Consider the following 25,829-nt stretch of genomic DNA (forward strand, 5'->3'; position numbering starts at 1 on the left):
CATGAAAGTCATTATCATGGGTTGCGGGCGCGTCGGCGCTCAACTGGCGTCGCTGCTGGATGCCGAAGGCCACGACGTCATCGCTTTGGATACCGACTCCTATTCCTTCCGCCGTCTGCCGCAGGAATTCAAGGGTACCGCCCTGGTGGGCAACGGCCTGGAAGAGGACACACTGAAGAAAGCCGGCATAGAAGATGCCGATGCTTTCGTCGCCGTCACCGAGGGCGACAACCGCAACGTCATGGCCGCGCAGATGGCTCAAAAGATCTTTAACGTCCCCAAGGTGCTCTGCCGCATCTATGACCCGTTGCGCCGAGACCTGTATACCATCCTCGGTCTGGAGGCGTTGAGCCCCACCACCATTTTTGCCGAACTCTTGAAAGAAAAGCTGGAGAGCTAAATGTACATCATTATTGTCGGCGGCGGCCGCCTGGGTTATTCACTAACTAAAGCCCTGCTGGGCGAAGGCCATGAGATACTGGTCATTGAACGTGATGCTGCTGTTTGTGACAGCATCAACCGGGAACTGGGCAGCATCTGCCTGCGAGGCGATGCCTGCGAAACCGCCACCCAGGCAACCGCCGGAACCGGCCGGGCAGATATGATGATTGCCGTCACCGGTGGTGATGAGGACAATCTGGTAGCCTGCCAGGTGGGCAAATACCGCTTCAATGTCCCCCGCACCGTAGCCCGGGTTCGCGATCCCCGCAACGAAGCTATTTTCAAGAAACTGGGCGTTGACGTCACCGTCAATTCCACCAATATTATTCTGGAGCGCATTGAACACGAGGTGCCTTCGCATCCGCTGACCCACCTGTTCTGCATCACCGGTGATCAGCGTGACCTGGAGATACTGGAAATCAAAGCGGACACCGGGGAAGCCATCGGTAAGACGATGAATGACATTGACCTGCCGGATAAGGTGGTATTGAGCCTGATCATCCGCCGCAATGAAAAGCCGTTCGTCCCGCGTGGCGACACCGTATTTCAGAAGGGCGATCAGATTATCGCGGTGGCCCCAACTGAAGCAGAAGAAACCCTGCAGCGGTTGTTCAGCGGCAGTTAAAAAAAGAGCCGTCAGACGGCGGCTTCAGCCGGTTCCCCGTCCTCTACCAGCGGAATGCCCAGTTCCCCGGCGATCAGCCGTGCCGTTTCCTCAGCTATTTCACCAGTAATGGCAATGCATTGGGCCATATGCACCGGAGAACCCATGACCATATCACGGGTCAATTTACGGCAGCAGACGGAGTGCCGCCGGGAGATAAAAAATTCATGCAGTTTGCGGGACAGCGCCAGGGCTTTTTCTGACCGCGGATCTCCAGGTGCCGTCCGGCCGAAAAACATCCCGATGGCCAATACTCCGCCGGACAGGGCGCCGCATGTACAGCCAGCCCCGCCAAAGCCTACCGGAAAGCCTGATGCCGCCGCCACCAGCTCTTCCGGCCAATCGGTTTCAAACTCATCACTGATCGTCTTAACGATGGCTTCGGAGCAATAGTAATCCCAGTTGGTGTAATAGCCCTAGGCAATGCGCCGAACCCGCATCGGGTTAATAAAGCAGGCTCTGGATGTCATCGGCACGCACCTAACATTTTATAATTATTCTACCCGATAAACCTGATTCCGGCAATTTTGGTCCGGCCTGTGGTAAAATCAGGCCATCAATTCAGGAGTAACTCTATTTTGCGCTACCTGCTGGCTGGACCGGATGATTTTTCCCTCAAAGCCAGGCTGGCTGAGATTAAAGCCGGACTGGGCGACCCTCAAATACTGGATACCGCCACCAATGTTTTTGAAGGGGCATCCGTATCGCCGGGTGAATTTCGCCTGGTAGTGAACGCCATGCCTTTCCTGGCCCCGGTGCGTTTAATCATCGTAAAAGGGTTGCTGAGCCGTTTTAAGAAATCAGAAGCCGCCGGGAAAAAGAAGAAAACGAAGGAAAATCAGGATTCAGACGTTTTGGAAATGGCTGAAATCATCCGCAACGCCCCCCCGTCAACCGTACTGGTGCTGATAGAAAGCGAATTACTGAAAAGCAATCCGCTGTTCAAAGCGCTTGAGACTGACCTTAAAACCGAGGATTTCCCGCCGCCGAACAAGCCGCGAGTGAAGGAATGGGTCGGTCAGAGAGTGAACCAGGCCGGCGGACACATCACGCCCCCGGCCATCAACCTGCTGGTCCAATATATCGGTACCGATCTCTGGACAGCCGCCGCGGAAGTGGAGAAACTGACGCTTTACGCCGATAACCGCCAGATCACCGAAGAAGATGTGAAGTTACTGGTGGGCAACGCGCAGGAAGCAAGTATCTTCAGCCTGGTGGACGGTATTTTTGAACAACGCCTGAAAAACGCCGCAGCGGCGCTGGAAAGCCTGAAAGCCGGCGGCGTATCCTCTAGTTACATCATCACCATGATTGCCCGGCAACTCAAAATGGTCATTCAGATCAAGGACCTGAAAGGCCGCGGCGTAAAAGACACAGAAATCAGACGACTATTGGGTTTAAGCAATGATTTCGTCTGGCAGAAAACCCTGCAACAAGCCGGGCGTCAATCCATCGCCCGCTTCAAGGAGATATTCAGCCGGTTGCTGGAAACCGATGTCGCCATCAAGACCGGTCAACTGGATGAAATCACCGCCGTTGACTTGCTGGTGGCGGAACTGGCCTCTGCCGGCTGATTAAACTTGCGGACGAAAAGCTAAGGGGGAGTCTGAAAAGACTCCCCCTTGTTTTTACGATATTCAGTTGTCCTGAGATTAGGCCTTGTGGCGGACTACCAGCTGCCAGGTCACGACCAGCAGGATTACGGCCGGGAGACCGGTAATCAACAGGAACATGTTGGCGGCGGTGGGCTCCAGCTCAGCCAGAGAACCGAAGTAGTTCTGGATGGTGAAGAGGAGCAGGAACAGGCCGACCAAACCGACGACCCATTCGTACCATTTCATGGTGATGCCCTTGTCCTTCAGGAAGCTGAAGAGCCAGATCAGGAAGGCGCCCAGTAGAAGACCGATGATTAACCACATAGTGCTTGATACCTCCTTATTTTTTCCTTATTATTCCCTAACTTTTGACTTATTATAATGGCTGTCCGGCCACCTGTCAAGACCCTGTATCTTAATGTTTTAATCGTAAACACTGTTTTTAGGCCTAAGCATTTATGCTTAATTTTTTGAATTACCAAAAATAACCCCGGGCAAAGTTACCAAAATCTCAGTTTTACGGGTCAAACAATAACACCGCCGTCCGGTTATGCCAGTTTTCTGGCCGGTACCCGGATGTTATCCTGGCGGCGGGTCAGGCCCTCCTGATCAAGGCGGGTCAGGAACGGAATGCTGTACTTGCGGGAAAACCCGGTCAAGCTGCTCATGTCCTGAATGCTCAACTGCCCCTTTTCTTTCAGCAGGTCAATTACTTTTTGCCGGAGGGTGGTGTATTGGGCGGCCGTCAGCAGTATTCCATCCGGCAATTCAATAATCTTGCGTTGCTCCAGCATATAACGCAACACCGGTGACGCCCCGGCAACAGACTGCAGCAATTCGGTGCGGGTCGGCGGTGCAGCCGGGTTATGCTCAATAGCGCCCACAATTCGTTTTTCCATTTCGGTCTGGCCGCCGGAAAGCTGCGGCCGATGGGTTGACAACGCCAGCGTTTCTTCGGTGCGGCTGATAAGACCTTCTTTGGTCAGCTCTGCCGTCAGCGCCGTAAACAGCTCCGCTGGTAATTTTAGCCTGGCCGATGCTTCCGCCAGCGACAAGCCTTGTTTGAGCGGCTGCGCCTTGTGTTCCGCCGCCAGGTGTTCCAGGAGCGACTGCCGGCTGCTTTTCCAGAATGCGGCATCAACGAGCCATTCTCCCCTGATTACGATATCACCGTGTTTGGCCATTGCGTCAAGGGCTCCGGCAATGGTATTCGTACTGTAAGCACTGGCTTCCAGAAAACCGGTCCGCCGCTGAAAACGGGCTTTTTCAAGTTCGGTCAACACCAATGAATCCAGAGTCAGTGCCTGCCGGGCGGTGAGACGGGCAATCCGGTCGTCCGCCGTCTTAAGTTGGTAGCGTTCCGCCGCCGGATCCAGTATTTTTCCGCCGCCGATGGTATCCACCGGAGAACTCCTGCGTAAAACAAACCGTTCGCCGATAAAACCGGCCACTTCCTGCGGTAGTCGCAATTGCACCAGCACCGGGCCGGCCGCGGCGGATAATTCCTTACCGGCCAGCGGGATTACCCGGGCCGGAAGCTCCGCCGTCTCAAAGAACAGCGTTAATTCGGTGCCGGACTTGAGCGGCTGTTTAAGCCTCGGCAGCAGGCGCAATTCAGCGTCAAGGTAACGGGATAGCGGGGTCTCCGCGCCGCGGCGGACGATAACATCACCCCGCTGCAATTGTTCTTTCTTCACCCCGGACAGATTCAAAGCCACCCGGGAACCCGGTCGCACCTGCCCCAAATGTTCCTTATAACTTTCAACGCCGCGGACCTGGGCCTTAAGACCTCCGGGCAGCACCGTCACTTCATCGCCGACGGCTAGCGTGCCGTGGTGCAAGGTACCGGTAATTACCGTGCCGGCCCCTTTGATGGTGAAAACGCGGTCAATCGGCAGACGCGGTTTGCCGGTATCGTCCTGCCCTATCTCGTTCACCAGACTGCCGATGGCATCTTTCAGCGCGGTGAGCCCATGCCCATTTTTGGCGCTGAATTCAATGATCGGCGCCTTTTCCAGCGAAGTTCCGGCCAGATGCCCAGCGATGTCGGCCATAACCAATTGCCGCCAGTCTTCATCAGCCAGGTCAACCTTATTCAGTACCACCAGACCGCGTGAGATGCCCAGCAGGTCAATGATTTGCAGGTGTTCTTCCGTCTGGGGCATCCAACCATCATCAGCGGCTACAATAAGCATGACGGCATCAATCCCGGTCAGACCCGGAATAACGTTGCGCACAAAATGCTGATGCCCCGGCACATCCACCAGTCCGATTTTTTCGCCACTCGGCAGCGCAAACCAGGCGAAACCCAGGTCAATGGTCATGCCGCGCTCTTTCTCTTCAGGCAGACGATCCGGATCAATAGACGTCAGCGCCTTGACCACGCTTGATTTGCCGTGGTCAATGTGGCCGGCAGTCCCGATGGTAATCATAGATTAAGCTCCGGCGGCGGCGATAACCGCCTGGGTCAGGTCATTATCCTGAGTCAGAAAAACAGTCCGCAGATCAATAATAAAGCGGCCTTCCCAGACGCGCCCCAGTACGGGCGGCGTGCCCAACCGCAAACGGCGGCTGAACTCGTCCATGTTACCCCTGACCGCGACGGCAACCAGCTTTGTCGGCAGGGTTTCATCGGGCAGGGAGCCGCCGCCGGCCAGACTTTCACCGTCAATAACCTCAGCGGATAACCCGGCGGCGTTCAATAGTCCGGCCATCGCCCACCCCCGCGAGTCAAGTTCTTCAATGGGCGCCGCCATCATGGCATAAGCCGGCAGTTTGCCGGTGTCCCCCTTGAGATATTGCAACACTGTTGCGGTCAAAGCCACGGCGGCGTATTTATCCACTCTCACCGCCCGAAGCAGCGGATGCTTCCGGAGCTGGTCAATAAACACCTCTTTACCCAGAATGATGCCGCACTGCGGTCCGCCCAGCAGTTTGTCACCGGAGACACACACCAGATCGGCCCCAGCATCCAATGCCTGCCCGACAGTCGGCTCATGACTCATACCGTAGCCGGCCGTATCAACCACCGCCCCGCTGCCCAGGTCATAAACGAACGGCAATCCGAAGTTGCCGGCGATTTCCCTGAGTTCGGACAATGCGGGGTCATGGGTGAAACCGCGCAGAGCAAAGTTGGAACGGTGAACCGACAGCAGCATGGCAGTATTGTCGTTAATAGCCTGCTCAAAATCACGGGCAAAGGTCTGATTGGTAGTGCCAACCTCACGCATTATGGCGCCGGACTGAGCCATAACGTCCGGCACCCGGAAGCCGCCGCCTATCTGGACCAGCTCTGAGCGGGACACAATGACTTCACGGCCTTTGGCCAATGCCGTCAGCACTAACAGAACCGCGGCGGCATTATTGTTGACTACCAGCGCGCTTTCAGCGCCGGTCAGCAGTGTCAGCAGTTTTTCCATTTCCCGGGCGCGGATACCCCGCTCACCGGTATTGAGATCAAGCTCCAGCGCATAATAGCCGCCCAGAATGTTGGCCAGGGCGGCCATGGTCTCCGCCGACAACGGCGCCCGACCGAGATTAGTATGCAGAATAATACCGGTGGCATTGATTACCGATTGCAGCAGCCCCGGCCATTCTTCGGCCAAATGCCTTTTTACCAATTCAGCGACCGCTCCCGGCGCCGGTGTCTTGTTCCCCGAAGCCGCGCTTTGGCGCAGCCGGTCAATGACCGCCCGCACCGCTTCCGTCACCACCGGATGAGAATAACGTTCAATGGCCGCTGTCAGTGCCGGATCGGCCAACACCTTTTCCACGGCCGGCAGTTTGCGTAATTCATTCTGTATTTCGTTGGACATTCTTCAGCCCCTATTCGGTAATGACTATGCGCCCTGTTGGTTCAGCCAGAACCTCACCGATGATGGAAGTCTCAGAAAAACCTTGATTCTGAATACGTTCCACCATTATGTCAGCCGTCTCCGGAGAAGTGGCGATGAGCAAGCCGCCGGATGTTTGCGGATCAAACAGCACATCCAGCATCCATTCCTCCAGCGTAAATAACGGATCCATTATCCCCAGGCGGTATTCCCGGTTGGAGTAAGCCCCGCCCGGTACCAGGCCGGCTTCCGCCCACTGCTGTACGCCGGCCATCAGCGGTATCCGACTGAAGGACAGATTGAAAGACACCTCACCCAGGCTGATCATTTCGGCGGCATGGCCGATGAGCCCGAAGCCGGTGATATCAGTAGCCGCATGAGCCCCCAGTTCGGTCATCACCTCTGCCGCTGCTTTGTTGAGCGCCGCCATCTGGTTGATGACCGCGGACATTGCCTCAGCCTCCAGCAAATCCGCCTTCAGCGCAGTATTAAGGATACCTGTACCCAGCGGCTTGGTCAGTATCAGTTTGTCGCCGGGCCGGGCACCGCCCTTGGTCAGCACCCGCTCTGGATGGACCACACCGGTCACCGACAACCCGAACTTAATTTCCTGGTCTTTAACCGAATGGCCGCCCACCAGCGCACATCCGGCTTCATCCAGCTTGGACAATGCCCCGGCCAGTATCTGCCGCAGGACTTCAATATCGGTAGTCTCAAGCGGAAAGCCGACAAAGCTCATCGCCGTCACCGGGCGCCCGCCCATGGCATAGACATCAGAGAGTGAATTAGCCGCTGCGACCTGGCCGAAAGCAAATGGATCGTCTACCACCGGTGTAATGACGTCAATCGTCTGCACCAGGGCAATTTCAGGCGTAAGCTTATACACCCCGGCGTCGTCAGCCTTTTCCAGACCGACCATAACTTCGGGATAAGACTTGATAGGCAAGCCGCAAAGCGCTTTTGAAAGGTCACCCGGACCTATCTTGGCCGCTCAGCCGGAGTACGCAGAGTATTCGGTCAGGCGTTTATCATCCATGCGGCTCACCCCCTTTCGTGCCTGAGTGGGGTAGATGGCGGAGGGGAAGGGAATCGAACCCCCCGCGGCGGTTTGCGCCGCCGCCTACGGTTTTGAAGACCGCGAGGCCCACCAGAGCCTATCCGCCTCCACTAGAGGGGTATTATAGCATAAGATATTGGGATTGACGCCAGTAGGTATTACCACTCAGGGTCAGTCAGGGTTTCATTTCCAAATCCGCCTGACTGCTTGAACCCCCATCAGTAATCCGATAACGGCTAGAACGATAGGTATCATCACATACGATACGCCGTTCAACCACAGAATCAGGCCAAATACTACTAGGGTAATCCCGACAAATGCTTTGGTTAGTTCCGCGTTTATCCAATGGAGACCCGCCAGAAATAGCGCTAACCCCGGTAGACCGAAAAATACCCAGATAGCCACTACACCAGAGAATTCCACGCGTTCAACTGTCACCCATAAAGCCAGGGCAAGCATGGAGATTCCGGTAACAATGCTCGCTCCGATTTCAATTTTTCCCCGTTTCAAACCTGACTATCCTCCCGATACCCCGCTCGCCTCAACCAGTAATAGACACCCGCGCCAATCAATAACCCCGTTGCGATAATGCCGGCGTACATCAGCCACTGACTCAAGGGAATGGGGATTGAGGTTACGTTAGGGTACATATGCACAATCTTACCGGTCTCAAGGTTGACCATCACTTCAAGACCTTTCACTGTGCCTTCAAGATAATATGTCTTCTCATCGCGATAAGGTGGGTTATATATGTCCCCTTTGAATTTATATTCTTTATTAAAGGTGAAAGTGATGAATACTCCCGGTCTGCCGGTATCTTCACCTCCTGAACGCGGCAACATCCCGTCCATCCGGGCAATATCGTAAGGTTTACCATCAAGAAATGCGGCAACCAACGGGTCAGCCAGCGCCAAGTCCAATCCCCGTTGTTCCTGAAATTCGGTCAGCGCCACCCGCCCCATGATAGGCAACTTGTCTATGCCGCTGTCTATCAGATAGTAACCGACAACCTTCGTGATTGAGCTATTAACGAAAACCATAAGCTGCGCAACCTCATGACCACGGAATTGGAAGCGCTCGGTGAAAACCAGCGTTATCTCAATTTCACCGGTTGGCACGGGTGGCGGCGGTGGCACTGTGGACTTTGAAAACTGTGGCCCGCTATATACATAAAGTTTTATATCAGCGATAATATACTGCCTTCCATCCAGCAGTTCCGCTACTTCTGCATTGCCCTCCGCAACAGCCAGCGCCTGGTCGACATCTTCATCCGAGACTTGTGCCGCAATCGTTATTGGAAAAGCGGCGGAGGTCATCATCATCAATATTAAAGTCGCAACAAGCCGTTTCATTTTCTGACGCTCCAGGCTTTTGGCAGAGACTTGGCCACTGTCCATGCCCCCAACCCCAGAAGTGCCGCTAAAAGAAGCAGTATGGCGCCGTACCAGGCAGACATTTCATAATTTATAACGAGGGCGCTGATACCGGGAATTATCAGCATCACCGCCGCCGTTGCCACCAGCGATGCCCCAAGCAGCGGCCGCCGCCGGGTAACCAGCCATGCTGCCGCCAAAGGCAAGGCGTAAACCAATCCGTAGCCGGAACCGCCATATTTGAGTGTGACAAACACGGTGAAACCAAGAATAATCGCTGTTGGAACAGCTATGATTACCAGCCCCGCTTTCCTGAGTTGATGCCGCGCCGCTTCAACTTCATCCGTATCCTGAGAACGCTTGAACGCTCTGACTTTCAGCATTGAATACCGGAAACTGAGCAACAAAAGCAACCACAAGACTATCTGCGGTAGAAGGATGAATAACATCTGTTGAGTAGCAGCGCTCATGATTTGACCACCATCCCGAGGCATGAACCACCGAAAATTCCGGTCAAGCTCCATCCGAGTACATACATCGGAGTGAGCCCTGAATACAGGGGAGCAGTAACAAATTGTGCTATCCCGAATCCAAGAAGGCCCGCGATAGCTAGGCGAACAGCAAGACGCTTCCCATCCAAAACCATTCCTAAAGCTGCGCCTGTTCCTGCCCCGATTGCGGCACCTAAAAAGAACATGTGCCAGGTTTCTGTCCCGAAGCGGTCACTAAAAGATTCAAATCCAATTGAAGTAAGTAAAACATACAGGGGTAAAATCATGGTGAAATAAACAATGATAAAACCGGAAGCTCCCCAAAATGCTAGAGAAGCTAGTTGTCTTTTTGTTATTTTTAACGATATGCCAAGTGCGATACCGCCAAAGGCCCCCATGAGCACCGGGATAAGCATGAGGGCTCCGGAAAATAGCCGTGCTCCGATGAAACCACCTAACCCGAAACCGACGGCTCCAAGTATTGTTGATTTTAAAAACTGCATTTTTAACTTTAGCCTGTCATTACCATTCATTGTAAAACCGGAAATTGTTATTCAATATGCTCAACAACAATGAGCCAATAAACAAGGAAAAGAGTATGTATGCCGTATATTTCATATAACTGAAAAATGGAAAACCACGATGTCTTTTATTGACTATCGCCAGAACGGTCAATATTCCTGCTACGCCGTTTCCTATCAAAAACCAGGTGAACCAGCTGCGATCATGACCGAACGTACCCGCTCCCCAAATAAAGCTGATAAAAACGAAATAGAAATATGCCAAAACGCTCGCGTAGCGCCAATAGTATGCGCTCACGATCAATAATATACTTAATATGCCTGTGACGATGGCGAAACCTGTTAAAGTCATCTCCGTCAGATACCCTCTTCGTTATTTCAACTTAACCCGGAGTTTCACGACCAAAGCGATAGAAATCATGAGTGGTGGAGTTCATTGTCTACTTGTCCTTTTTGTTTGCTGTGGTCTTTAAAACTATCAACGAAATCATAAATACTACTCCCGCCATTGCTGCGTTAATTATCGGCAACAGGCTCGGTTCGATACTGATAATTAGGCCCATATAACTGAAAAATATCACACCACTGGCGATTGCAGAGACAAGCACGTAGCCCTTTGCCCGTTTGATCAACAGGTATATACAGACCGGAATCCAGCCGAAAGTGTAGGTCAAATACAATCCAAGACCGAATACGTTCATCTTTTTATCGCCTTTTCATCATTTCAAAATAATCCTGGCTTTTTTAGCCAATGCGAATGAGATGATTGACCCTGTAATGCCTATTCCGACAAAGGCGGCATTACCAAATCCCAACCCAAATCCAGAAATCAAGGTCCAGACACCAACTACAATTAGAAATACAAAATAGCCCAAACTAAGTTGAATGTAGTGAGGTTTCTTGACTGCCAATACCAACAGTACAACACTGTAAGCCGCAACTCCGGAGATAACAAGCAAAGCGCCCATCTCAGATTACATCGCATGGCAAATAGACTTAAATCGATCCATGCTTATGATACAATTGGCGAAGGGTTAATACATGGGCCTTTAGGCCTAAAAAAGAGCGAAAAAGAGGAATTGTTGAACATTCCCCGGTCTCCCAATAATCTGACTAAAAACGGAATAATGTATCCAACATGGCCATAATAAACGAGATAATAATCAGTGAAAAGAGAATATAAGCCGTATATTTCATATAACTGAAAAATGGAAAACCATGATGTCTTTTATTGACTATCGCCAGAACGGTCAATATTCCTGCTACGCCGTTTCCTATCAAAAACCAGGTGAACCAGCTGCGCTCATGACCGACCGTGCCTGCTCCCCAAATAAGGCCGATAAAAACGAAATAGAAGTACGCCAAAACGCTCGCGTAGCGCCAATAGTATGCGCTCACGATCAATAATATGCTCAATATACCCGTCATGATGGCTAATTCCGTTAGGGTCATCGCTTTGAGATACCTCTCTCAAATCAGCTTAATCCGGAATTTCACCGCCAAACTAACGATCCGGCAACGCTTATTCCGACGATTGATAGATTGACTACTCTAAACCCGTCGAAAAGCCCACCCACGACCCAGGCTATGACCAGAAACAGAAAATATCCCAGCTCAAAATGAATGTAATACGGTTTTCGGAGTGATAAGACCGGCAATACGACGCCGTAAAGTGCAAAGGGGGAGATAAATGATTAAAGCGCCCATCTGAAGGGTCCTTTCCGTTCGCACCGCTTACCCACCGCCGTTTCCTCTCCCCGCCTTCTTTTCAAGAAGCGGCTTTCCAATAATGTGAATTCGCTCATCCAGGCGCTTTTCTATACAAATAAACGTGCCAGGCTAGACCTGCATAGTAGAACGCCATATTCAAGAATGTAGCTTGCGAGAAGCTTCTATTCAATAGCCATGGATCGCCCATCATGCCTACCCATGCTGCGAAGATAAGGGGGCCATTTATAATAGCCGCGAATACCCCGCCAATAAAGGGCAAACGCATGGCTGTCCATAATCCGAATAGCATTGGAGAAACAATAATGAAACCATACACGGGATCTGTAAGAAATCCATAGCTAAGTTTAGAAATACTTAATCCGGCAAACACCTGTAATACAGATGCAAACAGCATTAATAATAATCCAAAATTGCGTGCCTTGCGGGATTTATCCATCAGTATGCCTTCCAAATTTATACATTCTTCCCGTTCCGCCGCCTATCCTTCGCCAGCAACTGCACACCATGAAACATCAGTATTATTCCCGGTATTCCAAAGAAAAATATTGCGAAATAGTCCAATAGAGGGTTTTCGCTAACCTTCATAAGAAAATATGCTGCAACGAAAGCCGTTACGCTCCAGAAAAACGCCCATAGTGCCTCATGAATTTGATATGCCGCATAACTTATCAACAATAATCCTATGAATCCGGTTATAAAGCCCCAGCCCCCGATTGGGATAATGCTGAGTTTCCCAGCCATTAGAGCCTGCGACGCAATCAAAAGGGCAATTCCGATCGTGCCCGTTATCGCTATTCTTTGACCTTTTCCCATTTCACTCCACTCCGGCGATGCTCCCTAAGATTTGAGCGCTAATTTTTAGATAGTATTAGAATCACTGCCCCAATCAGCATAAGTGAAGCGAAAGCTAGCATTAACGAACCTATCAACCGGCTGGCGTCATAATTGTTAAATATAAGAGCTAACGATGCTGCAATGGCAAGTAAAGATAGAATAATCGCCAGGCCTCCTCCAATACGCGGACTATTCAATGCCATTAGCGAAGCCATAAGAAACCCATAACTCAGAATCGCTCCTGACCAAAAAGGTCCACCTATTCCCACAGCCACAACAACGGATACAGATGAGGTAACCCACATTATGGTTCTCCCGGATTTTCGGGGAATGGTTATCATTGAGATGCTCCAACTGGCCATCCGCCAATGCTTATGGAGAATGCCAAGCCTTTCCACGCTTATGATACAATTGGCAAAAGCCCCGCAACAGGGCCTTTAGGCCCATAAAAGAGCTAAAAAGAGGAATTTTGAACATCAGGGAGATGGGACGCCACCCCAGCCGGGTCAATCGCCGTCACCTGCCTTCAGGTTCATATCGTTGTACACCATGCAAGTCATTGTCGTTCCCTATTTTGAGGATGCCCTCCGGCGTTTGAACAACAGCCGAAGGCCAAACACTAACAGCCCTGCCCCTGGGATTCCCATCAGCAATATGGCCAATATATCCGTTCCGTAATTTTCGCTGATACTTAGCCAATGAAGTGCGGATGCCAGAAACAGACTTCCCCAGAAAAAGGCCAGCAGTACTTCATGAACTTGGTATAGAGCATAGCTTATCAGCAACAGGCCTAATAAACCTGGTACGATGCCCAAAACCGCATAGAAACCTAGCTCGCCGACCATCCACAGCCATGACAAGGCAATCAGCGCGATTCCGGAAGCGGCGATAAATAAATATCTTTGCAATTTATTCACTTTGTAACTGCTTTATAGATTTTCAACTTTGCCGTTTTGCGTTTCATTTTATCGTTCCTCTCTTATTGGTATATTATTATCTATTGGAGCGGATATATTGCTACGATTTGTTGTCCGGTGGTGTCTATGACCAATACAAACTTAGATACCATCCCGGAGAAATGATTGATCTTAGGCACGTATCTGGAGATACCCATCTTGCTTTCGTCATAGTCGAATGCGGGCAAAACAGCCTCTATATCGTAAGTTTTGTCGAACCATATCTCTAAAACAACACCAAGCTTAACGTTGTCTTCTGAACGCCAAGTGCCAATTCTTTTTTCTGGCGCGATCTCAAACTCTTTGTCAAAGAGAAGATTCTGAAGTGTTGAATCCACGGCTACTATAGCCAAGGCGCTTTCTTTGTCGGCTTTTGTTAATTCTGGGAGGGTTGGGCCATTATTGGGCTTTTTCAAGAAATTTTCGACTGTCTGGTTTTCAAGGTTGATGGTAAACGTGTACATATCATTGTGACCTATATAAAGCAAACCCGCATATTCTTTTATGATGCTGGTATCTCGGGGTTCACTTTTTAACCATTCCATGATTTTGTCCGGTCCTAGTCCATTCATGAGCCTCGCGCCGACTTGAATTTCGACCTCGTATTCAGTCTCTTCTAATAGGGGCTTTATCTTAATATCACTCATGACGATATGCTTCAACAATTCTTCCTGTCCGGTTGGCATTACGAAAAATGGCTCAAGAACGAAGACATCCCCTTCGTTGGTTTTGGAGTTTTCTCCCAGAATAGCGCCCTGCAGAATGGCACCGCCGACTAGCAACAAGATGATCGTTGAACCGGCAAGGGCTGTCAAAAACGATTTTGAATTTACAAGTATTCTCTTCACGATTATTTCCTTTCACAATTTTATACCGGGATTTTGAACACTCTTTCACCTGTTCAAGTCTCATCACTACCTTTCTGTTGGGCTAACCACCAAGGCTTATGAGGAATGCTATGCCTTTCCTCGCTTATGATACAATTGGCAATAGCCCTGCAACAGGGCCTTTAGGCCCAAAAAAGAAATGATTTGAACATCAGAGAGTTAGGAAGCCGCCTGATTACCGGGACATCCGGTGATTTGACCGCCGGTCGCCTCTATGAGATGAAGCGCCTGGAATGGCTGTTCATCGGCGCCCGGTGGCTGTGGGTGTTTCGGGGCAACCGGTAGAAACGACCAGCGTCAGTAGAGCGGGTAGCGTCACCGAACCCCTCATGGTGATTAGCCGAGTCCCTTTTGCTATTGTCATTTCAGTCTCTTTGGCTATTCTTGTTTCGAGCAAACAAATGGACAGAGTAAATAATCAACACTATCCCGGGTAGGCCCATGGCTAATACCGGAATCAGGATGTCACCGGTCCATCCCGCGGCGATCGCCCGCCACATCAAACCTAACCACATGACCCCAAATACAAGCGGAAGCAACGCCTTGTGAAGGTTGTAAGCTGCATAACCTAGTAAGCCCATTCCCGGGATACCCAATAATAAAACGATTCCTAAAACACCCTCGGGATGCCCATATAAGTAATATACCCAGACTAGTCCCAAGAGAACTGTTCCCGCGTATAAAAATGGTAGGACTTGAAGGAATTTGTTATCCGTTTGATGAGACCATATGCTGACCATAATCCATAGAAACCACAACAGCAATCCAATTGCAAAAATATGTGAAATAAGCCAAGCGAATATTAATATTGATAGCGCTACGATGCCAATAAAAACCAGTTTATACGGTTTTCCCATAGACAAACTTCCTAATTTCAGCATGATGGGGTTATAAGGGGTTTCACACGTTTCACACCCCTTATAACCCCTGACACAAAGAAAGCGCGTTAGCAAAGATTATTAGGGCACATAAATCCAATCCGCATAACCATCACTATGAACATATTCATTGCCTGATACCCACCGGGGTGATTCCTCATTCCACATCCACCAATAGTTACGGTAGACATTATCCCACCCCACAGTGTCTGCAATTTTGGATGTTATTGCATATTGAGCATCCACGCTTATGATACAATTGACGACAGGTTAATACATGGGCCTTTAGGCCCAAAAAGAAGTGATTTGAACATCAGAGACTTAGGACGCCGCCTGATGACTGGGGCACCATTTGAGGCGCCCCAAGGCCACCTTTATGAGCTGAAATGTCTGGAATGGCTGTTCATCGGTGCCCGTTGGCTGTGGGTGCCGGCGATCTTCCTGCTGGCCTGGATGCAAAAGCCGTCGTCGGATACCGCTATCGTGTCAATCGGATTAGTAACCGCCGCAGTCAATACGGCAGCTACGTTCTTGAATATCAAAATCAGGACGCTGGGGATTCAGCGATCCCTCGGCACCGCCATGCTGGTTATTGATTCTTTGGTAGCCTGGGTCTTGATCCTTCTTTTCGTCAGCGATTTTTATACCGCCGCCTATGCCGGTTTCCTGTTTGTGGCAATGGAAGGGAGCATCCGCTACGGACTTAAGGGCAGTTTGGTTATGGCCGCCGCTGAGGCCTAGATTAGTTGTTAGAACAAGGTAACAACTGATACCGTCATTAGGGGCAGTTAGGCGTCTAACAGTGGCCCCATAGCGAGGACGATCTGGCCAATAATTAAACCGAATTTAATATATAGAACAGACTATACTCTAGCTTTTCCGATTGCGATAAGAACCGCTAAAATGGCAAGACCCATAATTGCTGGAGTGATGTAGATGAAAACCGCGTCGTATTCTCCAGATTGGTCTACGAGGTATAGCCCAAGAAGGACCACGAGTATGAAATAAGCTGCCCCAATTCGGGTAAACCATCTATCCTTTCGGGATAGTATTAGTAATAGTACGCCAGCCAAAAATATACTGATATTAAATATAACACCAAAAATCATAGCCCAAATTAGCATGTCGTTCTTCCTCCATTATGTTACCTGTTCTAGTCGCATCCCCACTTTTCCTTTGGCCAATTAGCCTTATATAAACCCGTTTCTGAGGCGGAGTGGCAGTGCTCCGGCCAATTGTCATAGAGAATACCAAGCCATTTCTTTGCTTATGATACAATTGACGACAGGTTAATACATGGGCTTTTAGGCCCAAAAAAGAAGTGATTTGAACATCAGAGAGTTAGGAAGCCGCCTGATGACCGGGGCATCCGGTGAGGTGACCGCCGGTCATCTATATGAGATGAAGCGTCTGGAATGGCTTTTCATCGGCGCCCGGTGGCTGTGGGTGCCGGCGATCTTCCTGCTGGCCTGGATGCAGAAGCCGTCGTCGGATATCCCCATAATATCAATCGGATTAATAACTGCCTCGGTCAATGCGGCCGCCATGGTCTTTAACCTCAGAATCAAGACGCCAAAGTCACAGCAGATCCTCGGCACCTCCATGCTGGTTATTGATTCTTTAGTAGCCTGGGTCTTGATCCTTCTTTTCGTCAGCGATTTTTATACCGCCGCCTATGCCGGTTTCCTGTTTGTGGCAATGGAAGGGAGCATCCGCTACGGACTTAAGGGCAGTTTGGTTATGGCCGCCGCCTTCGCAGTCGGACTTCTGGGTGCTTATATCTTCCGGGATGCGGTTTACGGCGTTCGTTTCAGTTATACCGGCTATACCTTTTGGGCTCTGCTTGTTTTTCTTGTAGCGGTACCCATGGGGCTGATCGTAGATGAGGGGCAAAGACAGCGTCGCCGAAGCGAAACCTATCTGAAAGAAAAAACGCTTCTTGAGGAGCGCCAGCGTATCGCCCGTGACATGCACGATAATGTCCTCAAAACCCTTCATGGTCTGTCGCTGGAGGCGACAGTGCTGGAGCGAAGGCTGGGCGACAACACAGAGTCTTCCGTGAAAGATACAATCAGTTATATCGGTGAAGTCTGTCAGCAAACCAGCCGGGAGATCAGAGAAGTCATTCTTGACCTTCGGAATGAGCCTGGAAACGTTGGGATCGGGGCGATAATTTCCAGCATACTTGACCGATGGAGCGTCAGAACAGATATCAAGATTGAATTTGAACTGATTGGGGAAGACCGCATTGTGGCTGATGCGACGGCGCATCAACTGCGCAACATCATCTCCGAAGCCCTGACCAACGTTGAACGCCATGCCGAAGCCTCACGGGTGGCAGCGACCCTAACCCTAACACATGACTCATTATCGCTGGTAATCCACGACAATGGCCACGGCTTTGGAGAAGGCGCAAGGGAACCTGATGTAAATATCGCTGCCGGAAGGTTAGGGCTTGCCGGAATGAAAGAAAGGGTATCATTGATGGGGGGCAGTTTTCAGCTTGAAAGTGCCGGCAGGGGCACCAGGCTGATCATTATCTTACCGCTTAACCGGGAGACTTCAGATGAGCCGAATTAAGGTGCTCATAGTGGACGATAACTTTGTAGCTAGGCGCGGACTACGCAGCTTTTTGGAGATGGAAAAGGACATCTCGGTGCTTGGAGAAGCCGCCAACGGCAACGATGCCGTCTCATGGGTAAAGGAGAATACACCGGATGTTGTTCTTATGGATGTGCGCATGCCCGGCATGGATGGGATAAAAGCTACCAGTGAGCTACTGAATCTAAAACCAGAAGTCAAAATACTCATGCTAACCGTCGTGGAAGACCAGACCACTATCTTACGGGCACTGCTGGCTGGAGCAGCCGGATATCTGGTTTACGGTCAGTTCACCCCCGATGAACTGTCGCTGGCTGTCCGAGCCGTCGCTGCCGGTCATACCAAAGTGACGCCGCCGGTCAGCCATGAACTGCTGGAAAAAATCCGCCGGAGCAATTCGCAGATTCATAGTATTGCCGAATCCGAAATCACTGAGCCGTTAACAGTCAGAGAGGTTGAAATATTAGGATTGATTGCCGCCGGAGCGGGCAATCAGGAGATCGGACAGACTCTGTACATTGAAGAAAAAACAGTCAAAAATCACATTAATGTCATCTACTCAAAATTACAGATCAAGAGCCGTTACGAAGCAATAAGCTATATGCTACGGCATAAGTCCAACTCATGATTCCCTGCAACTGACCTATTGCCATTAACCCTTTTTAAGGCTATCATTAATACAAATACCAGTAATTCATCACTTCAGGAGGGCCATCATGATCAAGATTTCCATCCAGGGATCCCGCGGTTCCTTCCATGATATCGTCGCCCGCAAGAAGTTTCCCGGAGACTCCGAAATCATTGAGAGCGAGACCTTCAAGCAGGTCTTTGATGATGTTCACAAGGGCGTATCGGACTACGGTGTGGTTGCTATTGAGAACTCTATCTACGGCTCCTTTCTGGATAACTATGACCACCTGCTGAAATACGATACCCGTATTGTCGGCGAGGAATATCTGCGTATTGTGCTGAACCTCATCGCCCTGCCGAATACTAAAATTGAGAATATTACCGAAGTCTATACCCACCCAATGGCCATGAATCAGGCGGAGGAATGGCTGGAGAAGCATCCCAAAATGCAGCGCATTGAAACCGATGACACCGCCGCCGCCGTCCGGTTGATTAAAGAAGATGATATGCATACCGCTGCGGCGATTGGTTCCGTATTAGCGGCTGAAATTTACGGCATGAAGGTCATCGCTAAAGATATTGAAACGGAAAAGAAGAACTATACCCGCTTCCTTATCATCGCCCGGCCCGACGCCCCGTATGATCTGGATGCCGATAAAACATCGCTGGTTATCCGAGCCAAAAATATCCCCGGTGCCCTCTATAATGTCCTTAAGTGTTTTAACGATGAGGACATCAACCTGTCTAAGATTGAGAGCCGTCCCATCATCGGCAAGAGTGCCTGGGACTACTATTTTTACCTGGACTTTGAAAAAGGGCTGAACGCCCCGGCTACCCAGCGAGCGCTGAAGGGATTGGAAAAAGTTGCCTCCATGATCAAGATATTGGGGACATACCGCCGCGATGACAAGGTAGATGCAGAATAGCCGCCGATAACCTGAATTCACCGGTCTCTCCTTCGTCAACCGGAACATGCTCATTAGGTGCGGCACAGGGGCGATGGATACTGGCCGCAACCCTGCTCGCATCCAGTTCTTCATTCATATTATGGAGTTCAGTATCAATCGCCTTACCCGCCATTCAGGAATCATTCGGCAGTAACGTGGCCGGCCTCCAATGGGTGGTCAATGCCCATTTGCTGACCCTGGCCGCATTGCTCCTTATCGGCGGTGCCCTGGGCGACCGTTATGGCCGCAGAAAGATTTTCCTCATCGGCATGTCGGTATTTGCCGCCGGAGCCATCGCTTCGGGATTCGCTTCGTCAATCAGCCAGCTTATCCTGCTTCAAGCCCTCCAGGGCGTCGGCTCGGCACTGATGGTGCCCCAGAGTCTGGCTATCATCAATGTCTGTTTCCGCGATACTGAGCGCGGTAGGGCCATTGGCTTATGGGCTGGCGTTTCCGGCGGCATCGCCGCCTTAGGGCCATGGCTCGGCGGCTGGCTGGTGGAAACTTCCGGATGGCCGGTGGTGTTCTGGATGGTACTCCCGGTCATTGGGTTGGCCATGGTGGTCACCGTCAGATTTGTACCGGAAAACCAGGAGCGGGCCGCCAAAAAACTGGACTGGCCGGGTACGATATTTATCTTTTTGGGTTTACTGGGTATCGCCTTTGGTCTGATTGCCGGCCCAAATTCCGGCTGGGGCAGTCCGCTGGTGCTGAGCAGTTTATTCCTGGGTGGTGCGTCATTATTCGCCTTCATCATCATGGAAAAACGCACTTCAGCGCCGCTGATTCCCCTTGGATTATTCAAAAACCCACTGGTTTTCGGGGCCAATGTCGTCACTCTCCTGCTGTATTTTGCCTTTAACGGTGTTATTTTATTCAGCGTCTTGAACCTCCAGCAGATCCAGGGTTATTCCCCTTCCCAGACCGGCCTGGGGTTGCTGCCCCCTACTATTATCATTACCCTGTTGGCAGCCCCGGCCGGAGCACTGGCGGATAAATTCGGACCCCGACCCCAAATGATCGGTGGCCCGTTAGTAGCGGGGCTGGGTATTGCCCTCCTCATGACCGGAGGTACCGACGCCGCCTATTTCCGGCATTTTCTGCCGGGTTTGATTGTTATAGGAATTGGCATGGCCATGGTAATCGCGCCACTAACCAAATCAGCCCTCACAGTGAATCCCGGCAGTTCCGGAGCAGCGTCCGGAGTGAACAACGCCATTGCCCGGACGGCCGGACTTCTGGCAGTGGCCGTACTGGGCGCTTTCATGCTGCTGATTTTTACCCCCACTCTCCGGCAAACGATCCAGTCATCTGCACTCAGTCCGACCCAGCAAACAGCGATTTTGAGCCAGAGCGACCGGCTTGGCGGTATCGTTATCCCTGCTGATTTTAGCGAATCTGCCAAGGCGGCCAGTCAAAATGCCATAAGCGGATCTTATATCATCAGCTTCCGTTGGACGATGGGTTTGTGCTTCTTACTGGTTTTATCAGCTTCCGCCGTCTCCTATTACACTATTGAATGGAAAAACCAGTATGGCAACAGAATTTACACCGATCGGGAATAACCCACTCAATAACACCAGGAGCCGCCTGTACGATACAGACGGCTCCTTATTTCATCGTTCCTGATGTCAACTAAATGTGGATATAATCATCCACCATTTTCTGAATCTCATCACCCTTGCCGTAAAAACGCTCGCTGAGGTCTTTGTCCTCATGGTGTTTTAGAATCTTGACTAAACCGTCAATTACAGACGCAGGGAAAATGCCGTCTTTTTCATAGACCGCCCTGTCTTCCAGCAGGCAATCAGCCGCATCCCAGCAGGAAGTCGGTAACTGCGGCAGAGCGCTCTGGATATCCTTATTACTGGAAGCAAAGATATTGACATCAACATACAGTTTTTTCGCCAAATCCAAAGCGTTTTCCATTTCCAGACCGTGCTGAACCGCCACGGCTAACCCGGCCATTAACAGGTGGATATTGGCTGAACCGTCCGGAGAACGGAACTCCACCGTCTGATTATTGCTGAAATTGCAGGAACTCACGGCTTCATCCAGATTAGCATCGGCGGCCATGTCCTTGGCATGCAGCCACCCTAGCGGTACGCGGACCAGGCCGGAGCGATTGCGGTCGCCCCAGCAGACATTGGTCGGGGCTTCCTGATGGGGCACTAACCGCAGGAAGGACAGCGGAATGGTATTACCGAACGCCGTCAATGACGGGGCTAGTTTCAGGTAACCAGCGATGACACGGCGGGCAAAATCGTTCAGCTTGCCGTCATCCACCAGCATGTTCTTGTCGCCCTTCATGACCCGGGTATGAACGTGCATACCGCTGCCGGCGTGGCCAACCAGGATCTTCGGTGCAAAGGTCAGAGTCACATTATTCCGGCGACCCAACATCCGCAGTATCCACTTGGCGACAACCAGTTGGTCGGCAGCGTCCTCCACGTCTACCGGAGAAAACTCAATCTCGTTCTGCTCCATCTCGTGGTCGTCGCTGGAGATGTGCCCCACCTCGGAATGACCGTATTTGATCTTCCCGCCGGCCTGGGCAATCAAATTCATGGCCTCATACCTTAAAGTTTCCCATTTACAAAAGGGCGCGGATTCCTGATAACCCTTCTGAGCCACAGTTGGATAAAGATGCTGCCTGGGAGCGATAACATAGTATTCCAGCTCACCCATGGCTTCAAACCGCAGTCCGGCTTTTTCCTTCAGGTTGTCCTGAGCTTTTTTAAGGATATTTTCCGGAGAACTGGCTAACCGTTCCCCTTCCTTGGTGAAGTATGTCCCCAGAATATCTATGGACGGGATAGTGGCGAAAGGATTAACAAAGGCCGTCCGGTAACGGGGAACCACATACAAATCGCTGGAGGCGGAATCAATGTAAGAGAACAGACTGGAGCCGTCCACCCGTTCACCGGCGGACAGGATTTGGTCCAGTTGCTCCCGACTGTTGACTATGAAATTAAGGGTCTTCAGGCGACCGTCGCCGCCCAGATGCCGAAAATTGACGGCGGCAATACCGTTTTCTTCTACAAACTTGATGATGTCGGCCTTGGTAAAATCGGCTGGAGCCTTATCCAGATACCTGGCGATGGTGTTGGCATTGAGATTTGCAGCTTGGGACATGCTTGATTACTCTCCTTGTTATTTGATTCTGAATTCACTGCCAGTACCGCCCGGACCCGGCTTGAAAAACAACAACATGCCTCCTCACAAGCACCGCGGGAGGCCGAGAACAGGAAAAAACAAACCGTACTTTAGCCAAATAGAGCGGCATTGGATTTATTAAACGCGGAGTATGATACCCCAGACCGCCGATTTTGATAATACGGTATTTATACCTATATAATACCCATATAATATAGGTAATAAGGACGATATACGATGCCGCAAAACCCAAAAGCCGATACACCGGCGAATGATACGGCAGCCAGCCACCATGAACCGCCGCCGTTATGGAGACTGCCGCTGCCGGCGACAATTTCCGGGCGCACGGAAATCGCATTGAGAGAAAGAGTTAAGGAGCTTAATTGCCTCTACGGTATTACTAAATTGGCCGGGCAACACCACTCTTCTTTGGATAACTTCCTGCAGGAGTTGGTGGAATTTCTGCCGCCTTCGTGGCAACATGCTGACCACACCTGTGCCGAAATCACCTTTGAGGATCGGCTTTACCTATCCCTCAACTTCCAGGAAACGCCCTGGCATCAATCAGCACCAATATTTCTGAACAATAAAGCCGTTGGCAAATGCGCCATCTACTATACGGTTGAATACCCCACCGCGTATGAAGGCCCTTTCCTGCGGGAGGAGCGAGAATTGTTGAACGCAGTTGCCGATCAGATCGGCAGCATCGCCGGCCAGCTATCTGCCGATCTGGAGCTTGAGGAGCTGAATCAACAGCTGAAACTGGAACGCCAAGCGCTGCGGGAAAGTAATACCGCTCTCAAAGTAATCCTGTCTCGGAACGAGCAGCAGCAACAGGACATACGCTGTGACATCCGGCATAATGTAGAAAAAATACTGCTCCCGATCATGGACTCGGTGGTAATACACCTGCCGGCTTCCCAAAAAAAATACGTGGAACTCTTGAAAGAAAACCTGAAAGAAATCACTTCGCCGTTCATAGGCAATTTATCCAGCAACTTTTTCGCCCTGTCGCCAACCGAAATCATCATTTGTAATATGGTTAAAAACGGCATGACTTCCAAGGAAATCGCCGAAATCCGGGGCGTATCCACTACTACCATCCACCATCATCGGGAGAAAATCCGCCGTAAGCTCGGTATTGCCAATCAGGAAGTAAACCTGGCCACTTTCCTGCAGCACAATATCATTGAAACCGAGTAAAGGTTAGTTCAGGCAGAAGCCGCGTCAGATTCGCCGAGTTCAGCGCCGATAAAGATAATATGGTCTCGGTTAACGGCGACGAAATTAAAGGCCTCAGTCCCATCAACCAGCGGATGATCGAGCCGAACTCCGGTTACCGGTAAAAAGGACTCGTTGCGGTGCAACGCCCCCGGGAGGTCCTGCCAGGTCTCGGCGTAAATAGCCCCCTTTAGCAGTACCTGCGGCAGTTCTATTTCGGTCATGATCGGTTTCTTGTCCCGCATCGGATGTGGTTTATCCACCCGGCAATGTTCCAGACATTCCCGTTCACCGACAAAAATGATGTTACTGCGGCGGGCATATCCGACTTCCAGGCGCTTGACGGGGCTTTGGCCAGTGCGGTCAAAAATTGTCATGTCCCTGATTTCCAGAAAATCATGGCTCAGTTGATTGTTCATATTGGCACGGGCGTTGAGCACGTCCAGCAGACGCTGTTGCGGTTTACAGATGATGCGACCGTTGAACTGGGCGTTAACGGTAAACACCGTTACCTCAATTTGTTGAAAGGCTTGCGCCCCGATCTGTTGCGGTTCACCAGATTGAAAATCCGTATCCATACTCCACCTCCCAGGATGGCGTGTCGTAAAGAAAAGTAATCCTAAGCAAGTCAATACTAGCACTTACTGAATGGATGTTCAATAGGATGTTTCGGCGCAGTGCCGCCTGTTATCTGATAGCTTTCACCCGTCCCACCTCACCGCTTGCCAGCCGCACCTTGATGCCGTGTGGATGCGCCGGGGATTTGGTCAGAATCTCCTGGACAACCCCTTCGGTTAGCTTGCCCGATTGCTGATCAGCTTTCAGGACTATGGAGACCCGTGTCCCCGGTTTTATGTCGGACCGGCTGGTTCCGTTCAAATTGCAACCTGCCTTTCTGATTCGTGCGGCTTGAATATACCGGAAGTGTTGGTCATAAACAACCTCAAGGCGTGTTCTCAGGCCGAATGGAAAAACAACGTTGTGTTCAAACCGGTCATCAAATTAACCATGACTAATACTCCGGCAGTATGAAAATCACATACTCCGTTGCTGCCCGCCATCCTAGAGGGAACGCCTATCTGGCTGCAATACTGGCAGCGATGGGCGACGCAACACCTGCACCTAGAATAGAAAATCAATGACAAAAAAGCCGCCGGGGCAAACCCGGCGGCTTTAAGATTTACTGGTGGAGACGGGGGAGAGTCGAACTCCCCGTCCAGAGTAGACTGTCCGGAATATACTACAGGTTTAGCCGGCTATTTGTTCTTGCCCTTTGAGCTTCAACCGGCGGAATATCGCCGGGCAAGCCGATTTTTCTTTCGCATCCCATATCGGCATCAGGTCAGCGGCACCCCGGCTGTCAGCACCCGGTCCGCACCCGTCGGGGTAAGGTGCGGCGGATGCGCTAGCTGTTTTTAGCCAGCGAGAACGAGTTCACGTTCGCCAATTGTTTTTTGCCGCCAGGATTAATGAGCTTAGCGACAAGCTCAACCTGCAATTCCGTAACTAACCTCCACTGTCGAAACCACGCGTCCCCAGATTATTTGAGCCGGCTTTTTAGTACCCGGCCCAGCTCACGGTCGGAATCACGCTTTTTGATGACCTCGCGCTTGTCGTAGAGTTTCTTACCCCGGCCGACGGCCACTTCCACCTTAGCCCGATTGCCCTTGATGTAAATCTTCGTCGGCACCAGGGTCAAACCCTGTTCCTTGATACGGGCCAGCATCTGGCGCATTTCCTTTTTATGGATGAGCAGTTTACGCCGCCGGGTCGGTTCATGACTCATGTAGGAGCCGGGGTCATAACGGGCGATATGCGCGTTAAGCAACCACATCTCACCGTTGTCCGACCGCACATAAGCGTCGCCCAAGCTAATCCGACCGCCCCGGATGGATTTAATCTCCGTGCCGGTCAGCACCAGCCCGGCTTCCATCGGGTCACTGATGTAGTAGTTGTGAAACGCCTTGTGATTGGTGGCGACGACTTTTATCTCAGCCATACACCACAATTATA

General features: G+C 51.0%; 31 protein-coding genes, 1 tRNA gene, 1 other RNA gene and 1 pseudogene. 10 read left to right on the forward strand and 24 right to left on the reverse strand.

The window, feature by feature from the left end; translation table 11 throughout:
- The first annotated feature begins 1 nt into the window (after window position 1).
- Both V8247_RS02590 and V8247_RS02595 read left to right on the forward strand, forming a co-directional pair.
- Complete coding sequence (locus V8247_RS02590) at window positions 2-400, forward strand: TrkA family potassium uptake protein (RefSeq protein ID WP_338738473.1); 399 nt, start codon at window positions 2-4, stop codon at window positions 398-400.
- Window positions 401-1,066: a TrkA family potassium uptake protein gene (locus tag V8247_RS02595; protein WP_338738475.1), complete on the forward strand. Its 666-nt coding sequence runs from the start codon at window positions 401-403 to the stop codon at window positions 1,064-1,066.
- 11 nt (window positions 1,067-1,077) lie between these two features.
- Here V8247_RS02595 and V8247_RS02600 read toward each other — a convergent pair.
- Window positions 1,078-1,488 (reverse strand): annotated as a pseudogene (locus V8247_RS02600) (C-GCAxxG-C-C family (seleno)protein); the annotation flags it as partial.
- A gap of 195 nt (window positions 1,489-1,683) precedes the next feature.
- Here V8247_RS02600 and holA point away from each other — a divergent pair.
- Window positions 1,684-2,679 (forward strand): DNA polymerase III subunit delta, encoded by a 996-nt coding sequence (gene holA / locus V8247_RS02605; protein WP_338738477.1) that lies wholly within the window; start codon window positions 1,684-1,686, stop codon window positions 2,677-2,679.
- 78 nt (window positions 2,680-2,757) lie between these two features.
- Here holA and V8247_RS02610 read toward each other — a convergent pair whose 3' ends face one another.
- From V8247_RS02610 to V8247_RS02690, 17 genes are all read right to left on the reverse strand, one after another.
- Window positions 2,758-3,024: a dehalogenase gene (locus tag V8247_RS02610; RefSeq protein ID WP_338738479.1), complete on the reverse strand. Its 267-nt coding sequence runs from the start codon at window positions 3,022-3,024 to the stop codon at window positions 2,758-2,760.
- A 224-nt stretch (window positions 3,025-3,248) separates the two neighbouring features.
- Window positions 3,249-5,132: a selenocysteine-specific translation elongation factor gene (gene selB / locus V8247_RS02615; protein WP_338738481.1), complete on the reverse strand. Its 1,884-nt coding sequence runs from the start codon at window positions 5,130-5,132 to the stop codon at window positions 3,249-3,251.
- Between the two features lie 3 nt (window positions 5,133-5,135).
- Window positions 5,136-6,515 carry an L-seryl-tRNA(Sec) selenium transferase gene (selA, locus tag V8247_RS02620; protein WP_338738483.1) on the reverse strand — a complete coding sequence of 460 codons (1,380 nt, stop codon included), beginning with the start codon at window positions 6,513-6,515 and terminating at the stop codon, window positions 5,136-5,138.
- A gap of 10 nt (window positions 6,516-6,525) precedes the next feature.
- Window positions 6,526-7,569, reverse strand: coding sequence for a selenide, water dikinase SelD (gene selD / locus V8247_RS02625; protein WP_338738485.1), 1,044 nt, complete (start codon window positions 7,567-7,569; stop codon window positions 6,526-6,528).
- Window positions 7,570-7,604: 35 nt separating this feature from the next.
- A tRNA-Sec gene (locus V8247_RS02630) sits at window positions 7,605-7,699 on the reverse strand.
- Window positions 7,700-7,773: 74 nt separating this feature from the next.
- Window positions 7,774-8,100: a hypothetical protein gene (locus tag V8247_RS02635; protein WP_338738487.1), complete on the reverse strand. Its 327-nt coding sequence runs from the start codon at window positions 8,098-8,100 to the stop codon at window positions 7,774-7,776.
- Complete coding sequence (locus tag V8247_RS02640; RefSeq protein ID WP_338738489.1) at window positions 8,097-8,942, reverse strand: hypothetical protein; 846 nt, start codon at window positions 8,940-8,942, stop codon at window positions 8,097-8,099. The genes V8247_RS02635 and V8247_RS02640 overlap by 4 nt, the downstream gene beginning before the upstream one ends.
- Entirely contained in the window at window positions 8,939-9,433 is a 495-nt protein-coding gene (locus V8247_RS02645; RefSeq protein WP_338738491.1) for a hypothetical protein, read from the reverse strand. The genes V8247_RS02640 and V8247_RS02645 overlap by 4 nt, the downstream gene beginning before the upstream one ends.
- A complete protein-coding gene (locus V8247_RS02650) occupies window positions 9,430-9,987 on the reverse strand; it encodes a hypothetical protein (protein WP_338738493.1) in 558 nt (185 codons plus the stop codon). The genes V8247_RS02645 and V8247_RS02650 overlap by 4 nt, the downstream gene beginning before the upstream one ends.
- A 428-nt stretch (window positions 9,988-10,415) precedes the next feature.
- Window positions 10,416-10,676 (reverse strand): hypothetical protein, encoded by a 261-nt coding sequence (locus tag V8247_RS02655; protein ID WP_338738495.1) that lies wholly within the window; start codon window positions 10,674-10,676, stop codon window positions 10,416-10,418.
- 18 nt (window positions 10,677-10,694) lie between these two features.
- Window positions 10,695-10,943 carry a hypothetical protein gene (locus V8247_RS02660; protein WP_338738497.1) on the reverse strand — a complete coding sequence of 83 codons (249 nt, stop codon included), beginning with the start codon at window positions 10,941-10,943 and terminating at the stop codon, window positions 10,695-10,697.
- Between the two features lie 145 nt (window positions 10,944-11,088).
- Window positions 11,089-11,427 carry a hypothetical protein gene (locus V8247_RS02665; protein WP_338738499.1) on the reverse strand — a complete coding sequence of 113 codons (339 nt, stop codon included), beginning with the start codon at window positions 11,425-11,427 and terminating at the stop codon, window positions 11,089-11,091.
- A gap of 349 nt (window positions 11,428-11,776) precedes the next feature.
- Window positions 11,777-12,142 (reverse strand): hypothetical protein, encoded by a 366-nt coding sequence (locus tag V8247_RS02670; protein WP_338738501.1) that lies wholly within the window; start codon window positions 12,140-12,142, stop codon window positions 11,777-11,779.
- Window positions 12,143-12,159: 17 nt separating this feature from the next.
- Entirely contained in the window at window positions 12,160-12,519 is a 360-nt protein-coding gene (locus V8247_RS02675) for a hypothetical protein (protein WP_338738503.1), read from the reverse strand.
- A 38-nt stretch (window positions 12,520-12,557) separates the two neighbouring features.
- Complete coding sequence (locus V8247_RS02680) at window positions 12,558-12,845, reverse strand: hypothetical protein (RefSeq protein ID WP_338738505.1); 288 nt, start codon at window positions 12,843-12,845, stop codon at window positions 12,558-12,560.
- A gap of 264 nt (window positions 12,846-13,109) precedes the next feature.
- Window positions 13,110-13,457: a hypothetical protein gene (locus tag V8247_RS02685; RefSeq protein WP_338738507.1), complete on the reverse strand. Its 348-nt coding sequence runs from the start codon at window positions 13,455-13,457 to the stop codon at window positions 13,110-13,112.
- An 80-nt stretch (window positions 13,458-13,537) separates the two neighbouring features.
- Entirely contained in the window at window positions 13,538-14,344 is an 807-nt protein-coding gene (locus V8247_RS02690; protein ID WP_338738509.1) for a hypothetical protein, read from the reverse strand.
- Window positions 14,345-14,527: 183 nt separating this feature from the next.
- Here V8247_RS02690 and V8247_RS02695 point away from each other — a divergent pair, with 183 nt between their 5' ends.
- Window positions 14,528-14,668 (forward strand): hypothetical protein, encoded by a 141-nt coding sequence (locus V8247_RS02695; RefSeq protein WP_338738511.1) that lies wholly within the window; start codon window positions 14,528-14,530, stop codon window positions 14,666-14,668.
- 80 nt (window positions 14,669-14,748) lie between these two features.
- On the opposite strand, the gene V8247_RS02700 is transcribed toward V8247_RS02695, so the two are convergent.
- Entirely contained in the window at window positions 14,749-15,240 is a 492-nt protein-coding gene (locus V8247_RS02700; RefSeq protein ID WP_338738513.1) for a hypothetical protein, read from the reverse strand.
- 357 nt (window positions 15,241-15,597) lie between these two features.
- Between V8247_RS02700 and V8247_RS02705 the strand changes: the two genes are divergently transcribed.
- The 5 genes from V8247_RS02705 to V8247_RS02725 all read left to right on the forward strand — a co-directional run bounded on the left by V8247_RS02705 (window position 15,598) and on the right by V8247_RS02725 (window position 21,004).
- A complete protein-coding gene (locus tag V8247_RS02705; RefSeq protein WP_338738515.1) occupies window positions 15,598-16,002 on the forward strand; it encodes a hypothetical protein in 405 nt (134 codons plus the stop codon).
- Between the two features lie 615 nt (window positions 16,003-16,617).
- On the forward strand, window positions 16,618-17,841 hold the full coding sequence (locus V8247_RS02710) for a sensor histidine kinase (RefSeq protein WP_338738517.1): 1,224 nt from the start codon (window positions 16,618-16,620) through the stop codon (window positions 17,839-17,841).
- Window positions 17,828-18,490 carry a response regulator transcription factor gene (locus tag V8247_RS02715; protein WP_338738519.1) on the forward strand — a complete coding sequence of 221 codons (663 nt, stop codon included), beginning with the start codon at window positions 17,828-17,830 and terminating at the stop codon, window positions 18,488-18,490. Before V8247_RS02710 ends, V8247_RS02715 begins: the two co-directional genes overlap by 14 nt.
- Before the next feature lie 88 nt (window positions 18,491-18,578).
- Window positions 18,579-19,418, forward strand: a complete 840-nt coding sequence (pheA, locus tag V8247_RS02720; protein WP_338738521.1) for a prephenate dehydratase — start codon at window positions 18,579-18,581, stop codon at window positions 19,416-19,418.
- A gap of 92 nt (window positions 19,419-19,510) precedes the next feature.
- A complete protein-coding gene (locus V8247_RS02725) occupies window positions 19,511-21,004 on the forward strand; it encodes an MFS transporter (protein ID WP_338739289.1) in 1,494 nt (497 codons plus the stop codon).
- A 70-nt stretch (window positions 21,005-21,074) separates the two neighbouring features.
- Here the strand turns inward: V8247_RS02725 and V8247_RS02730 are convergent, their stop codons facing one another.
- Window positions 21,075-22,574 (reverse strand): glutamine synthetase family protein, encoded by a 1,500-nt coding sequence (locus tag V8247_RS02730; protein WP_338738523.1) that lies wholly within the window; start codon window positions 22,572-22,574, stop codon window positions 21,075-21,077.
- Window positions 22,575-22,832: 258 nt separating this feature from the next.
- On the opposite strand from V8247_RS02730, the gene V8247_RS02735 reads away from it, so the two are divergent.
- The gene (locus V8247_RS02735) at window positions 22,833-23,798 is read left to right on the forward strand and encodes a helix-turn-helix transcriptional regulator (RefSeq protein ID WP_338738525.1); all 966 of its coding nucleotides are present in this window, start codon (window positions 22,833-22,835) and stop codon (window positions 23,796-23,798) included.
- A gap of 8 nt (window positions 23,799-23,806) precedes the next feature.
- Here the strand turns inward: V8247_RS02735 and V8247_RS02740 are convergent, their stop codons facing one another.
- The 4 genes from V8247_RS02740 to smpB form a co-directional block, all read right to left on the reverse strand.
- Window positions 23,807-24,394: a hypothetical protein gene (locus tag V8247_RS02740; RefSeq protein WP_338738527.1), complete on the reverse strand. Its 588-nt coding sequence runs from the start codon at window positions 24,392-24,394 to the stop codon at window positions 23,807-23,809.
- Window positions 24,395-24,503: 109 nt separating this feature from the next.
- Window positions 24,504-24,695: a YwbE family protein gene (locus tag V8247_RS02745; protein WP_338738529.1), complete on the reverse strand. Its 192-nt coding sequence runs from the start codon at window positions 24,693-24,695 to the stop codon at window positions 24,504-24,506.
- Between the two features lie 305 nt (window positions 24,696-25,000).
- Window positions 25,001-25,353, reverse strand: a transfer-messenger RNA (tmRNA) gene (ssrA, locus tag V8247_RS02750).
- Window positions 25,354-25,356: 3 nt separating this feature from the next.
- Entirely contained in the window at window positions 25,357-25,815 is a 459-nt protein-coding gene (gene smpB / locus V8247_RS02755) for an SsrA-binding protein SmpB (RefSeq protein ID WP_338738531.1), read from the reverse strand.
- Between the last annotated feature and the right edge of the window lie 14 nt (window positions 25,816-25,829).

The sequence above is a fragment of the Dehalogenimonas sp. W genome (assembly GCF_037094495.1).
Classification (GTDB): Bacteria; Chloroflexota; Dehalococcoidia; order Dehalococcoidales; family Dehalococcoidaceae; genus Dehalogenimonas; species Dehalogenimonas loeffleri.